At 49.6% G+C, this 14,584-nt stretch carries 14 protein-coding genes; 8 read left to right on the forward strand and 6 right to left on the reverse strand.

The features are described 5' to 3' along the window. Positions 1-6: 6 nt before the first annotated feature. The 4 genes from SE18_RS01360 to SE18_RS01375 all read left to right on the forward strand — a co-directional run bounded on the left by SE18_RS01360 (position 7) and on the right by SE18_RS01375 (position 5,980). Positions 7-2,421 (forward strand): DUF2298 domain-containing protein, encoded by a 2,415-nt coding sequence (locus tag SE18_RS01360; protein ID WP_054532620.1) that lies wholly within the window; start codon positions 7-9, stop codon positions 2,419-2,421. Positions 2,422-2,430: 9 nt separating this feature from the next. Next, positions 2,431-2,943, forward strand: a complete 513-nt coding sequence (locus SE18_RS01365; RefSeq protein ID WP_054532621.1) for a hypothetical protein — start codon at positions 2,431-2,433, stop codon at positions 2,941-2,943. A gap of 44 nt (positions 2,944-2,987) precedes the next feature. Next, complete coding sequence (locus tag SE18_RS01370) at positions 2,988-4,046, forward strand: histidine kinase (protein ID WP_054532622.1); 1,059 nt, start codon at positions 2,988-2,990, stop codon at positions 4,044-4,046. Between the two features lie 728 nt (positions 4,047-4,774). Then, complete coding sequence (locus SE18_RS01375; RefSeq protein WP_054532623.1) at positions 4,775-5,980, forward strand: S8 family serine peptidase; 1,206 nt, start codon at positions 4,775-4,777, stop codon at positions 5,978-5,980. A 313-nt stretch (positions 5,981-6,293) separates the two neighbouring features. On the opposite strand, the gene SE18_RS01380 is transcribed toward SE18_RS01375, so the two are convergent. Further along, positions 6,294-6,749: a MarR family winged helix-turn-helix transcriptional regulator gene (locus tag SE18_RS01380; protein ID WP_054532624.1), complete on the reverse strand. Its 456-nt coding sequence runs from the start codon at positions 6,747-6,749 to the stop codon at positions 6,294-6,296. A 223-nt stretch (positions 6,750-6,972) separates the two neighbouring features. On the opposite strand from SE18_RS01380, the gene SE18_RS01385 reads away from it, so the two are divergent. From SE18_RS01385 to SE18_RS01400, 4 genes are all read left to right on the forward strand, one after another. Continuing rightward, a complete protein-coding gene (locus SE18_RS01385) occupies positions 6,973-7,542 on the forward strand; it encodes a hypothetical protein (protein WP_152976521.1) in 570 nt (189 codons plus the stop codon). Then, positions 7,532-9,574 (forward strand): cation:proton antiporter domain-containing protein, encoded by a 2,043-nt coding sequence (locus SE18_RS01390; RefSeq protein ID WP_054532626.1) that lies wholly within the window; start codon positions 7,532-7,534, stop codon positions 9,572-9,574. The genes SE18_RS01385 and SE18_RS01390 overlap by 11 nt, the downstream gene beginning before the upstream one ends. A 131-nt stretch (positions 9,575-9,705) precedes the next feature. Beyond that, complete coding sequence (locus tag SE18_RS01395; RefSeq protein ID WP_054532627.1) at positions 9,706-10,710, forward strand: hypothetical protein; 1,005 nt, start codon at positions 9,706-9,708, stop codon at positions 10,708-10,710. Between the two features lie 6 nt (positions 10,711-10,716). Further along, a complete protein-coding gene (locus SE18_RS01400) occupies positions 10,717-11,451 on the forward strand; it encodes a hypothetical protein (protein WP_054532628.1) in 735 nt (244 codons plus the stop codon). Between the two features lie 13 nt (positions 11,452-11,464). On the opposite strand, the gene SE18_RS01405 is transcribed toward SE18_RS01400, so the two are convergent. The 5 genes from SE18_RS01405 to SE18_RS01425 all read right to left on the reverse strand — a co-directional run bounded on the left by SE18_RS01405 (position 11,465) and on the right by SE18_RS01425 (position 14,358). Next, complete coding sequence (locus SE18_RS01405) at positions 11,465-11,773, reverse strand: hypothetical protein (RefSeq protein WP_054532629.1); 309 nt, start codon at positions 11,771-11,773, stop codon at positions 11,465-11,467. Between the two features lie 44 nt (positions 11,774-11,817). After that, positions 11,818-12,225 (reverse strand): hypothetical protein, encoded by a 408-nt coding sequence (locus tag SE18_RS01410; protein ID WP_054532630.1) that lies wholly within the window; start codon positions 12,223-12,225, stop codon positions 11,818-11,820. 82 nt (positions 12,226-12,307) lie between these two features. After that, complete coding sequence (locus SE18_RS01415) at positions 12,308-12,865, reverse strand: hypothetical protein (protein ID WP_054532631.1); 558 nt, start codon at positions 12,863-12,865, stop codon at positions 12,308-12,310. Positions 12,866-12,886: 21 nt separating this feature from the next. After that, a complete protein-coding gene (locus SE18_RS01420) occupies positions 12,887-13,201 on the reverse strand; it encodes a hypothetical protein (RefSeq protein WP_054532632.1) in 315 nt (104 codons plus the stop codon). Between the two features lie 68 nt (positions 13,202-13,269). Then, entirely contained in the window at positions 13,270-14,358 is a 1,089-nt protein-coding gene (locus SE18_RS01425) for a WXG100 family type VII secretion target (RefSeq protein ID WP_054532633.1), read from the reverse strand. Positions 14,359-14,584 lie beyond the last annotated feature (226 nt).

Raw genomic sequence — 14,584 nt, forward strand, 5'->3', positions numbered from 1 at the left:
GTTGTTATGATTGCTTGGTGGTTAAGCATCGTTTTAATCGGAATTCTCGCGCTACCGCTGAGTATGCGCGTGTTTGGCTATTTGCCAGGGCGGGGCTTGGCGTGGAGCAAGGCGCTGGGCCTGTTGGTTGTTGCATGGATCGCTTGGATGGGCGCGATGCTCAATCTTTCGGGCTTCGATGGCGTGACGGTTGGCTTGGGCTTAATCGGCCTTGGCACGCTCAGTTGGTTTGTGCAAAAACCTTTGGATAAAGCGCGCATGCTGGCGGCAGTTCGCCAACATTGGCCTGAATGGCTGGCCTACGAACTGTTGTTTGGGCTGGTTTTCTGGCTGGGCATTCAGTTGCGCTTGCATGGGCTTTATGGATCGGGGATTCATTCCACCGAAAAACCGATGGAAGCGATGCTGTTTAGCGCCGTGTTGAATAGCTCCAACTACCCCCCGAGCGATTTATGGTTGGCGGGATTTAGCGTTAATTATTATTATTTTGGCTATGTGCTGATCAGCGTCTTGAGCGTGCTGAGTGGCGCGACGCTTGGCGAAACCTTCAATCTCGGCTTGGCCACGATTATGGCCTTGGCCAGCGTTGGGGTAGCTGGTTTAGTCACAACGATGGTGCGTTTGTGGTGGCACGATTATGTGCTATCGCGGTTGCGCTTGGTAGGGATTGGCGCGCTGGCCTTGCTTGGCTGTGTGTTGGTGCTGATGGTGGGCAACCAAATGGGAGCCTTGCAAACTATCATCAATTCTGCCGAGGTTAATAAACTCACTGATAGCCAACGGGTTTCGGTGCTGTGGCAAGCATTGCAAGGCATTGAGCCTGCTACCGTCGATCCTGCGACGCTCAAATCGGATAATCCAGGCGAGTCCAAAAGCTCGACCTTGCCACCAATGGGCGAGAAATTTAATGCTTGGTGGCCATCACGCGTGATCTACGACGATAGCGAAGAAACGACGATCATCGTTGATAACCAGCAACGCATGGGGATGTTTCAGCGCGAGATTATCACCGAATTTCCCTTCTTCAGCTTCTATCTGGCCGATATGCACCCGCATGTGCTCGCGATTCCGCTGACGCTGTTGGCAATTGCCTTAGCCTTGGCGCTGTTTGTGCGGCCTGCGATGCTGCGCTTTCCCAAGCACGATTGGCTTGAATTGGCGATGGCTGGCTTGGTGATTGGCGGCTTGTACGCTGCTAATTCATGGGATGCGCCAACCTTTGGTGTATTGTATGCCTTGGGCCTGGTCAACTTGTGGCGCGGGCATACACCGCAGCCAACGCGCCGTGATTGGTTGCATGTGGCTGGTCAAGTTGGTTTGGTGGTGTTGGCAGCGGTTTTGCTCTATATGCCATTCCTGCTGACCTTCACCTCGTTTGCTGGCCGCGATACGATTCCTGAACCCTTCGCCAATATCCCAATTATCAACAGTTTGGGCAAAATTATGGCTCCAGCCCGTGATCATTCAGGCTGGACTGATTTGCTGATCATTTTTGGTTTGTTCTTGGTGCCAATCGTTGCTTGGCTAACGCGCATCGTCAACGCATGGCAACAATGGGCAGTGATTGGGGTGGTGCTGCTCATTGGCTTGATCGTGGGGATTCCAGCGGTCGTGTTTTTACCAATTGCCGTGATCTGTTGGCAAACAGCGTGGCAACGCAACCAGCGCGATGTGCAAAACTTTAGCTTGATCGTGGTTGGTTTGGCTGCATTAATTATTGTCGTCGTCGATTTTCTGTATCTACGCGATATCTTTGATAATCGCATGAACACAGTTTTCAAGGTTTATTACCAAGCTTGGATGCTGTTGGGGATTACTGCGACTGCCAGTATTTGGGGCTTGTTGAGCAATGGCCAATGGCGCCGCTGGACAAATGGCATTTGGTTGCCGTTGTTTGGGCTCTTATTGGCTGGCGGCTTGGTCTACCCAATTTCAGTGATCAATCCGCGAACCTCGCCCTCGTGGGATTCGAGCGGCGCGAAACTAGATGGGATTGAAAGCTCTCAACACTTTTCCGAGCCAATTCGCAAAGCCGCAGCTTGGCTTGAAGCCAACACACCGCGCAACAGCGTTTTGGCAAACGCGCCTGGCAGTAGCTATCAAGATGGCGGTGAATTGGCGACCTTGAGTGCTCGGCCAACCCTTTTGGCCTGGCCTGGTTCTCACGAAGGCTTGTGGCGCAGCAAGCAGCCCGATGCCAATCAGCAAGTGGCGCAGCGCCAAGGCGATCTGAATGCGATTTATAATGCGACTGATCTAAATCAACTACGCGAAGTGCTGACTCGCCAAAAAGTTAATTATGTGGTTTGGGGGCCGAATGAGCAAAGAGCCTATCCCCAAGCCAATATTGGCTTAATCGAACAAGCAGCGACCAAAGTCTACGAAGCCGATGGCTGGATTATTTATCAGGTACAACCCTAGGAGCATGCAATGCGCTTAACTGAACAATTACGCCAAGTCGGGCGTTGGCTCTGCATCGCTGGCGGCATCTTGCTCGCTTTGGGTGTGCTGTTTCTTGGCTCTGACATTAGCCAAAGTGGCTTTAAACTTGCTGATTTGGCGGGCATAATCGGCATCAGTATTGTGATTCCAGTGGCAATTTATTTTTATCAAATTAAATTCCATTGGCGCAAATTGCGCGAGCGCTTGCTGAAGGCCGAAACCGCTCGCGATTTTCAACAATTGCCAGCGCTCAAGCCCTTACCAATTTGGGCTTGGCTGATTTGGGCAGTGATTGCATTTGTTTGTGCCTACTTCTTTCGTGGGGCCTTTACGATCTTTTTCGGCGCCTTTTTAATGGGTTTTGGGCTGGCCAACCCTCAACTTTCCAAGAATGTTGAAGAACTCGAAGCTGGCAGAGCGTTGTTCTATGCTCAGCGCGATTTGCGCGGTCGGCCAATTGTGGTCCGAGTTTTGCCAGAGATGCTTTTGGCACGCGATTGACGTTACAGGTATAATTAAAGCTCAATCTATGCAATGAGGTCTCCATGCGATCTGAATCCGCTTCACACCGTTATGGCGAACATCGCATTTATTTGAGCTTAGCACCAGGCATTGGCTGCACCCGTCGGTTGATGGCCGATGCCCAACTGCTGGCAGCCCAAGGCTATGATGTTGGGATTGCCTTTAATGCTTCAAGCGATTATTTATGTGATTTTGCCCGTGGTTTGCGGCCTTTACCTTTAATTTATGAGCGCCAAAACAATCAACGGGTTGAAGCGCTTGATCTTGAAACGATTCTGCGCGATCCACCCCAAATTATTGTGCTTGGCAACTTAGCGCATCAACATGGCTTGCCAGATCAGCCAATCGAGCCGTTGAAGTTGGTCGAGCAACTGCGTATGGCCGGAGTTGCGGTTTGGTCAACGATTTATGCCTATAATTTGACCACGATTGCGCCTATTTTTACCCGTTTGACTGATATTACGCCAACGCCGATTATTCCTGAAACAGCCTTGGAGCAAGCCAGCGAGTTGGTGCTGATCGATCCTGAGCCAATTGATATTATTCGCCAACTCGATGAAGGGATTTTGCTGGCTCCGCCAGAAGCAGAGCAAGCGCGTAGCACCTCGCTACGCCTTGATGTGTTGAATCAACTGCGGGCTGCAACCCATGCCTTGCTCGAAATTCGCCGCCCATTGAGCGATAGCGCCGAACGTCCGCGTTGGTTGGTGGGGATTGGATTCAATCCTAGTGCCATGTATTTGTTGCAACGGGCCGCCGATTTGGCCTATGGCATGGGCGCATTGTTGATTGGGGTGCATATTCGCCCGCCTGGTGGTGGCTCCAGTGGCTATCGTTTGGCGGCCCGCGAACACATCGATTATGCAGAGGAGTTGTGCCACGAGGTGGTGATTATCGAGGAAAAAGATGTGGCAGCGGCGATGCTCCAAGTGGCGCACGAGCAGCATGCAACTGGGATCTTTATTGGGCGGCCTGTGCGCTCACGCTGGGATGAGCTGCGCGGCGGCTCGTTGCTGACCAAACTGATCAATAGCGACCGCGATTTGGATATTTTTGTCTTGGCTGATGCACCGCTGCGGTAAAAATTCAGCCGTTGAAACCGCGAAGAGCGCAAAGGCGAGAGGCTGTAGGCTATAGGCTAGCGGAATGCTTGAGCTACCACAACCATATTCCGTTAGCCAAAATCCTCGCATCCTCTGCGCTGATCATTGATCCACGAAGGACACGAAGGTTAAGTTTTTTTGGCACAGATTGTTTTGATTTTATTCCTGCTCCCTAATAGCCCACAGTCTAGAGCCATGATTTCTCTGCGCCTCTGTGTTAAAATTCAGCCGTTGAAACCACGAAGCGCACGAAGAACGCGAAGGTTAAGTTTTTCGCCACGAATTCCACGAATGCTGCTTATTTTCGCCACAGATTACCACAGATGGTGAGGATTGGGCTTTGGGCTATTGGGTTTCATCCTTCATCCCTCATCCTTTCGCGATGTTCTGTGTTCTTTTTTGATTTCTGCCTTTTGACTTTTGCCTGCATTCCTCATCCTTTCGTTCTCTGCGCCTCTGCGTTAAAACTAACTTCTGAATCCTTCGTGCTCTTCGTGGATTAATTATCTATTTATTAATATTTTTTACAAATTCACTAAAATCGGCTAGTATACAGTGGCTAGTTCATTAAACGAAAGGAGCGAAAACGTCGATCTGCTGGCCTCGCCGTGTTGTGCTCAACATCGTTGCTCAGGTAGAGGTACGACCGCCTTGTTGGAAGCGTACTGGATAACTGTGGGTTGCAACTCGTTGTTGAGGAGGCTTATATGAAGCGTCTATGGCTACGAACATTGGTTGTTGGCTGTATCCTTGGCTTGGCAGCACCGACAATCACTGCTGGGCAGACTCGTTTGAAGGAAAAAACACCTGAAAATTTGGCGGCAGCAGAAGCGCCCGCCGTTGCAGGCCAATATCTGATTAAGTTCAACAATTCCCTCTCCAAAGCAGACCGCAAGACCACCCTCAAAAACCTCGGCGCCGATCAACTCCAACACCTCGATAGCCTTGATCTTGAGCTAATCGAATTTGCTGCGCTCAAAAACAATGCTTCGATCGAGCAAACCGAGCGCGTTTTAGCCGAGCTGAAAAATAATCCAGCGGTTGAGTATGTCGAACCAAACTACATCTATGTGCCGCTGTACACGCCCAACGATCCGGGCATTGCCCAACAATGGGCTTGGGGCGTTATCAAAGCTTACGATGGCTGGAATATTACCCAAGGTAATTCCAGCGTGATTATCGCGATCGTTGATACAGGCATTCAAATCAATCACCCTGATCTTGATGCCAACATTGTGGCTGGCTACGATTTTGTGGATAACGACACCAATGCAACCGATGGCAACGGCCATGGCACGCACTTGGCTGGCACAGCCGCCGCCGAAACCAACAATAGCACTGGTGGCGCTGGCTTATGTCCAAATTGTCGCTTGATGCCAATTCGGGTGTTTAATAATAATGGGAGTGGCACGCTTGCCGCCGTGGCGCAAGGCATCACCTATGCTGCCAACAATGGAGCCAAAGTTATCAACTTAGGGCTTGGTGGCAGTGCCTCAACCACCTTAAAAAATGCTGTTGATTATGCCTGGAACAAAGGTGCATTCCTCAGCTGTGCAGTTGGTGGCAGCAACAGTGGTACGCCAACTTATCCTGCTGGCTATGCCAACTGCTTCCCCGTGGCAGCCAGCGGCAAGACCGACATTAAAACTCCCTCATCGGGCTATGGCACATGGGTCAAAGTTGCAGCCCCAGGAGTCAGCATCTATTCAACTTGGCTCAATGGCGGCTACAACACCATTAGCGGCACCTCAACTGCAACCGCCCATGTTGCTGGTTTAGCAGGCCTGTTGGCCTCGCAAAACCGCACCAACGCCCAAATTCGCGATCGCATTTGCGCCACCGCCAACCCAATTGCAGGCACTGGCACCTATTGGTCGTGTGGCCGGATTAATGTCTATGCAGCAGTTCAGTAATCATTAATTATGTCAAATTAATAATATGAAACGCCCTAAGCCCCTTGCCTGTCTAACTAACGAGCAAGGGGCTTTAATCCATGGTTGGTCTGCACCTCTGCGTTAAAATATGATCCACGAAGCGCACGAAACCACGAAGAACACGAAGCGCACGAAGGCTCTGGCTGTTGGCTATTGGCTATTGGTTTTGGTATTCCATCCTATTCCCGATAGCCCATAGCCTGAAGCCTATAGCCTTTATGCTCTATGCTCTATGCTCTGTGCTCTTCATCCCTCATCCCTCATAATTCATAATTCATCCTTCGGTTGCTCTTCATCCCTCATCGGCGCGCTTCGCCAAATCGAGCAGGCGTTGCAAGGCGGGCAAGGCCGCTGCCAAAATGCTCAATTCGACCTCGCTCAAACCAGCGACGTGGGCAGTAAGCTGCTTATGGGCTTGAGTTTGGGCTTGGCGCACCGCAGTTAAGCCAGCAGCAGTTAATTGCAAAAGCTGTTGCCGCCGATCTTGCGGATGCGGAATCCGCTCGATCCAACAGCGCTCAACTAAGGCAGGCAGCAGCTCGCTAATGGCCTGCGGGCTAACATGTTGTTGCCGCGCCAAGCCACTCAACGATTGTGGGCCATGCTGAAGTTCATTCAACATGCGTAATTGGGCGGCGCTGGTTGAGCCATCGAGTTGCCGTCGCACCTCAAGATCGACCAAGCGATGCAGTTGGGGCGCGAGAACAAATAAATCTTCGACCAGTCGATCAATATGATGTCGCTGCATAATTCCCCTTTATTATTCAAGTAACTTGATGATTTTTATAAAAATCATGCTTCATCTACAGGACTAAAACTCAATTATTAAGAAAATATTTTCAAGCAGATTGAACTTGACAACGATCATAAAGATCTTTATTATACGCATAGATACTCATTCATCAAGCAGCACCCGTCTAGCAGGCAGCTTCGCTCTGTGAAGCTAGCTCGTGTGCTTTATGGAGGTGTTAATGCCTATATCTTCATTGTCACCACCGTTAGTATTGCTCGATCGGCTGCTACGCTGGTGTTTTATGATGAGCGCTGGCTTAACCATCCTGTTGCTTTTTGCTGAGCTTGCCCCGCGTTGGAGCCATGTTGGCATTGCAATTCAGCTTCTTAGCCTTGGCTTATTAATTGCCCTCAAGCCGCTTAAACGCCCGGGTCATCTTTTTCTCTACCCGCTGCTGCTTGCCCTAGCAATTAGCATGTGCGAACCAACCCTGCCGCCCTATCAGTTGCCGACGATCATTAGCCAAGCAGCACCGTTCGCGGTCGTTACGCTAATTCTTGGCGATCTGATTCAGCGGCGGGTCGTGCCAATCTGGCGCCCAAAACGCTTGGTTGTGGCCAATGGCACCGTCGATCTGATCGAGGCTGCCTGTTTTTTCCAACTTGATCCAGTCCAACTGCGGCAAGAACTCGAACAACAAGGCTGCCCGTTGCGCAATGCAAGCGATGGCAGCACACTCGTCAAATTAGCCCCAATTCTAACAGTTTTAGCAACTACAACTCATTCAGGAGGTGCCGATGCCCCATGATATATCGTTGATCACCAATATCTCGGTTGCTTTGGTTGCGGCCTTTGCTGGCGGCTTACTTGCCCGCCGCCTCGGCCTGCCAACAATCGTTGGCTACCTTTTAGCAGGCATGCTCATTGGCCCGTTCACGCCCGGCTTCAAAGGCGATGTTGGTGATATTAGCCAGCTTGCAGAAATTGGGGTTATTTTCCTCATGTTTGGAGTCGGCCTTCACTTTTCGCTCAAAGATTTATGGGCTGTGCGCAAAGTCGCAATTCCAGGTGCAGCCCTGCAAATGCTGTTGGCCACAGGCTTGGGCTTTGGGCTAACGCGTTTGTGGGGCTGGTCTACTGCCGCAGGCTTGGTTATGGGCCTAGCGCTTTCGATCGCCAGTACGGTGGTGTTGCTGCGCGGCTTGATGGATGCAGGCGAGCTGAATACGCCAGCTGGCCAAACCGCCGTTGGCTGGTTGGTGCTTGAAGATTTAGCTACTGTGCTCATTTTGGTCTTGCTGCCAGCCTTTTTCGGCAGCAGTGGCGGTAATCCTTGGGCCGCTGGTGGCATCGCCTTGCTCAAAACCACCATCTTTGTGGTTTTGATTCTATTTGCTGGCGGACGCTTCTTGCCCTGGTTGCTGACTTGGATCTCTCATTCGCGCTCACGCGAGCTGTTTATTTTGGCCTCGGTGGCGGTCGCACTTGGCACAGCCTTTGCAGCAACCGCAGCCTTTGAGGTTTCATTGGCGCTTGGAGCCTTCTTGGCGGGCGTGGTTTTGGGCGAATCCGACCTCAGTCACCAAATTGGCGATGAAGTGCTGCCCTTCCGCGAAATCTTTGCAGTGATTTTCTTTGTTTCGGTGGGAATGTTGGTCAATCCAATCTATGTGTGGAACAATATTGGCCAAGTTATCGCCCTCACCGCCTTGATCGTCTTCGGCAAGGCCATCTTCACCCTGTTTTTGGGCCTGATTTTGCCTTCATCTGGCCGCACAATGATTGTGGTGGCCGCAGGACTCAGCCAAATTGGTGAATTTTCGTTTATTGTCGGCCAAGCTGGGGTTGGCTTAGGTGTTTTGACCCAAGATCAATATTCGCTGCTTTTGGCTGGAGCGATCTTCTCAATTATGCTCAATCCAGTGATGTTCTGGTCGATTCCGCATGTTGAAACATGGCTCAAGCGCTATCCACGGCTGTGGGCACGCTTCGAACGCCACGCAGCAATCGAACCTGAAAAAACCAAATTACCAGAAACCGATCATGTGGTCGTGGTTGGCTACGGGCGGGTCGGCGAACACATTGGCACGGTGTTGCAGCGCTTAAAAATCCCCTTTGTGGTTGTCGAAGCAGATAATCATCGCGCCGACGATTTTATGACCAAAAATATTCCAACCTTGATTGGCGATGCTGCCAACTCGGAAGTGCTGACACACGCTAAGCTCGATAAAGCCAAGGCCTTGGTTGTGACCTTGCCCAATGAGGCAGCAAGTGAATTAGTCGTTGCCGCTGCCCGCGATCTTGCGCCAAACTTGCCAATTGTGGCCCGCGCTGCAACCAATTCTGGCGTAGAACGCTTAGCAAAATTAGGTGCTCACGATGTGATTCACCCAGAACTAGAGGGTGGCTTAGAAATTATTCGCCATACCCTTTTGCGCTTGGGCTATGCAGCAACCCAAGTTCAAGGCTATACCGATGCTGTACGCCGCGATCAATATCACACCAACATTGTGCCAACTGAACATCTGGTGCTTGAACAATTGATCCAGAGTGTGCGTGGCTTTGAGATTGCATGGCGCAGTATTAACGCCAATAGCAGCTTAGTTGGCCAAAGTTTGGCGATGCTCAACTTTCGCGCCCAAACCGGAGCTTCGGTCATTGCCGTATTGCGCAATCAACAATTGATTAGCAATCCAGAATCGCAATTGACCCTCGAACCAGGCGATACGTTGGGCGTGATTGGCGACGAAAGCCAAATTCAGGCGGTCGATGGCTTGATTAGCAACAGTCAAGCAGCAAATCCGCCGCCCACCAACCGCTTCGCTCCAAGCGGCGCGTAGCTATCTGCCCCTCGACTGAACTCAGTCGAGGGGCATTTTTTGCCCCAATGATCACAAACCAATCGTTAGACCGATGTTGGCAGCCAGCCATCGACCTACACTAGCCACTGTTTTTGTCGAAGGAGGTCTGGATGCAAGCCCCAACTACCCAATTGCCATGGGATCAAGCCGACTGGTTTAGCACAATCAGCAGCTGGATTGAGCAACAGCTTAGCGCTCATGGTCGCCAGCTCAACGCGCCAATCGAACTTATTCATCAACGCCCATGGTCGGCCTTTGCCCAAATGAGCACCGACCAAGGCTTGGTCTATTTCAAAGCTCCGGCTCCAGCCTTTCGCTATGAGGCTGGCCTAACCCAAGCCCTAGCCACGTGGCAACCAGCCTGTAATGTGCCTGTTTTAGCCATCGAGCCAAGCCAAGGCTGGATTCTTTCCGCCGATGCTGGCACAACCTTACGTCAACTTGGCCAAGATCGCAGCCAACTTGCGCACTGGGATGCATTGTTACCCCAGTATAGCGAATTGCAAATCCAGCTTGCTGCCCGCGTGCCAGCATTGCTCGATTTAGGCCTGCCTGATCGGCGTTTGGCTCATTTTCCTAAGCTCTTTGCTGAATTGCTGAACGATCATGCCAACTTGTTGATCGATCAAGCATCTGGCTTGAGCACTGCCGAACATCAACAACTGCAAGCCTTGCAGCCAATTGTTCAAGAGCAATGTCAAGCTTTGGCTGGATTTGGCTTGCCAGAAACCCTGACTCACGAGGAAATTCACGAAAATAATGTGCTTTATGCAGCGCGTGGCTACACCTTCACTGATTGGAGCGATTGCAGCGTGAGCCATCCTTTCTTTTCGATGGTGGTGACGCTGCGTGCCGCCGCCCATTGGCTCAAACTCGATGAGCAAGGCCCAGAGTTGCAACGCCTGCGCGATGCCTATTTGGAGCCATGGACCCAATTTGCTCCGCGCCAGCAACTTGACCAAGCCCTGGATCTTGCCTATCGGCTTGGCATGATCAATCGAGCGCTTTCGTGGCGCCAAGCGCTGAATGGCCTTGATCCAGCTCAAACCAAAGACTATCAAGATAATGTTTCAGGGTGGTTGCAAGATTATTTAGCCATCCAAAATGCTGGGTAGCCCACAATGCATAAACAAACCATTATCGAGCAGATTAGCCCTGAGATATATGAGCTCGAAGCTGAGGATGCGCGTTGGTATGGCTCGCAAACCAATAACCCACATGGGCTGTTCTATAGTTCAGACACGCTGCATGAAATTGATAGCTTAATTTGGGATGCAGCCAATGAGCTAACTGATAGCGAAAAGCTCTTGCTCATGGTTGCGATCTACGAAGATTTGCCAGGCTATGCGTTGCTCATGCTGAATTGGAGCCGTTATCAACATTTTGATCCGCCAACCCAAGCCCTTTTTTGGGCAGAGGTTCGACGCATTTTGGCCCAAGGCGATCCTGCTTGGGCTGGCCCGCTCGAATATCACCTAGCGCTTGATTGGTTTGAACTTTGTAGCAATTGTGATTCAATTTGGCATCGCTTAACGCATGATGCCAATACTGCGCTTTTGGCAAGCGTTCTGCGAAGTTCAGCTACTACTGCTTGGCATTTAAAAGCGCCGCTGTATGCCCGATTGATTGCCGATGTAGGTTGGCATGAAGCTATTTATGCGAGTTTGCACGCTAGCTACTATACACTTTATGGCCAAATTGATAAACATGAAGCGCTAGGCTATCTCCAGCAATTGGTTATAGCCGATCCAGATCAGGCACTTGCCACATTGATCAGCACTTTTCAAGTAGGCGAGCGCTATACAAATGCCTTTGGGGTTGAAGCGATGCAGCGGGCTGCAAAGAAGCCAAACTGAGCATTCGTCAGCTTCAATAGTGACCTTTAACCCGATAGGTATATTCAATCTGATATTCAGTGCCGAGTTCTGCTTGCAGTCGTTGGGCCAACGCCAAGCCTTGCTCGGCAAATTGCTGCTCTGCGGCACGAGTTGCAAAGCCCGAACTCGCCGGATCATCATCAACATAAATCGCATCAAATGTATCCGACCAAGCCATCAAATCGGCAATGAGGTTTGGGCTGAGTGGCAACTCGCTGGGATCAATATCGCCAAACTGAATGCCATCATTCCACCAGACCGGATAACACCAATAATCAGCAGCTAAACGGAGCTTTTGCATGAACACCCTTCCATGAAATACGGATGAGGTAATTGCTGGCACGTTTAAGCCTGCTCAAACGGCGGATCAATCTGCCATTCGACCGTCTGATAACAAATTTGAGTTTGGATAAATTCTTCAGTCTGTTTCGCAGGATCAAAAAAATTCAGCAGGATTTCAAGCGTTGTAGAAGTATAATTATTGTTCCAGTTGCATTCCAAAATATCGCCATAGCAATCAGCATTATCAGCGATAGCTTGAATAATTCGTGCTAGTTCTGATGGAATTACTTCAACTCCGGCCAAGAGTAATCGCGTTTGGCGAAAATCATCGTCTGGCGATGCAGGATCATAATTAACTGCTAAATTAAGGTTATATTCGATATGTAATATTAATTGCTGTAGTTGAGCATCATATTCAATTGCCTCAATTATACCATCATGCAACCTATAGCGTGTTGGATCATACTGCATATTGATTCGTTTAACTAAGCAGGTTAACCGATTAAATAAAGAATCCCAGGATCAACAATTATAATTGATCCTGGGATTAAATTTAGAAGCTTGTTTGTTCAACCTGACCATCAGCAAAGCTCATAGTCAGGCGCAGTGGTTGTTGCGGGCTGGTCACAAGCTCGATTGCGTTCCAAGCAGGCTTGGAGCGTTCGCGCAGCTCGCGCAGAATGAAAAAGAGTTGATAATCGACCTCAAAGCCTTGCTCGTGGCGCAATTGGTTGGCCGAGCTAAATCGCCCGTAGAGCAAGCCATGGTCAGCTGCCGGAATTTCGGCAACCACGCGAGCGCTAACCCATGGTTGAGGAATTCGCTGCTCAATTGTGCTACGCAAGGCTGCCAACAATTGCTCAGTAGTGGCATCACTTAAATCATAGACAGCATCATTATGGTAATGAAACGCCTTATAGAACGGCAACCCATCAACCTGATAGCGCGCAGCAAGGATAATTGGGCGTTGATCAGCATTCGGCAAGTTAATCACTTGCAGATCAAGCGCAACCTCGTGGCCAGCTTGGCGTTGTGCATCAAGCGTTTGCTCAAATTGCTGCCACGCTTGCTGGTTGATTTCGGTTGGCTTAAATACATCCATTTGATCCATATTAATCCTTTTCGTGTTCAATTATCCAATGTAAATGCTATCAAAGTCCTGATCAACCAATAATTGTAATTGTTCGTTGATTGCATCAAGGCGTTCATTAATAATTGAACTTTGTTGTCCAGTCTTTGAAAGATTATTCCTGAAAATTTTAATTTCATCTAAAATATAAGGAATATCTTCTTTTTCAACTGGAAGTCCTGTTTGAAATAAGCGAAGAAATTGTAAATTATGCTCCTCAATAATTGGCAGCCAATAGCTGCTAAATATTGCTTCGGTTGCAATCGGAAAAAGCGTATCTTTGCCATCTGCTGATGTAATAAGCAAAGCGATAGACATATAACATTGACCTCAATGCTTAGGCTAGCTATTTGGTGAAACATAGCTAGCCTTCAATAAAAAACCGATTATAAGCCATACTCCGCGTCAAAATTCCAATCAGGATAGCGTTGTTTCAGTGCATCCATTTGTTTTTGCACCGCACTCCGCAGTTCTGGAGAATCACCATTTAAATGGAAGCGAATATCGCGGATTGTTTTGATATCTTCTAATGAAGGCACATCAGGCGAGCCATTTACGGTTGGCCGCGAACTCACAGCCTCATCGAGATTATCAATCCGAACTTGAGTTTTCTTGTAAATTTGCTTTTCGGCCCATTGATCGGCAGTTTGAGCAGGTAGACCTGTACGAGGATTAACCCTATCAAGTCCTTGCGCAGCTTTTTCTTCAACGATAATACCATTATCGATCTTATCAAATTCGCCCAGTGGGCTACCCTTCGCATCGACAATTTCGACTTCACGATAGGTTCGATTAGCTAAAGCTTCAGGAACCTGTTTGGCAGCCCGTTCAGCTCCTTCTTCGACAACTTCCTCAGCGACCTCTTTGACAACCCGCTCGGCTCCTTCTTCGACAACTTCCTCGACGATTTCTTTGCCAGCTTTAACGCCCCATTTGCCAAGTTTGCCTGCATCACCGACAATCGGAATCATCGCAGCAGCCGAGATCGCGGCCTCAAGATGGCGACCCTCGGCGAGGTAAATCAGGGCATTGGCGCCATCGGCAATTTCACCAAACCCAGGGATAAAGCCGAGAACATCAAGCCCACCATGGACCCATTCGCTCGCTTTGCCCCAAGTTTTGCTCCACCAACTGCCTTCATCATTCTTCGGTGCAGCCGCCGCCGCAGCAACCATTTTGCCTTTAAACAGGCCAGCAGCTTCTTCCTCTGCTTGGCGAAAGATTTTGCTAATCTCACCAGTGACACTTTGGGCTACGCTAAAGTTGTTTTCAAGCCGCTTTAATGCTGGCACAACCTCGCCAGTATATTCATGCTCAAAGGCTTTAAAGGCATCGCCATGCCAGTTGTTGGCTAATTGCTGATGCAATTGATTAAGTTGTTGTTGTAAGCTTGAAACTCGGTCTCTCAATTGACCAAATTTGGTTGCAATTTGCTTCAGCTGCTCATACTCAGCTTGAACGATTGGTGCCGTCATCCTGCCTCCCAATACCAATAGAAAAGATCAACGTGTCAGGCGAGTTACTGGGAGCAATGTTCTACTAGAATTGTAATCGTTGACATGTCACATTAAAAGTGCCTCGCTAGCATAACACACTCAATAGCTAGCTAGATTAATCGAAGCTTAAGCTTAAGCTTTGAAGAGTTAGGGTTTACGGGCCAGAATCGTAGGCTTAAATAGCAACACACGGATCAAATGTTGA

Origin of the sequence: Herpetosiphon geysericola (genome assembly GCF_001306135.1) — a bacterium.
Lineage (GTDB): Bacteria > Chloroflexota > Chloroflexia > Chloroflexales > Herpetosiphonaceae > Herpetosiphon > Herpetosiphon geysericola.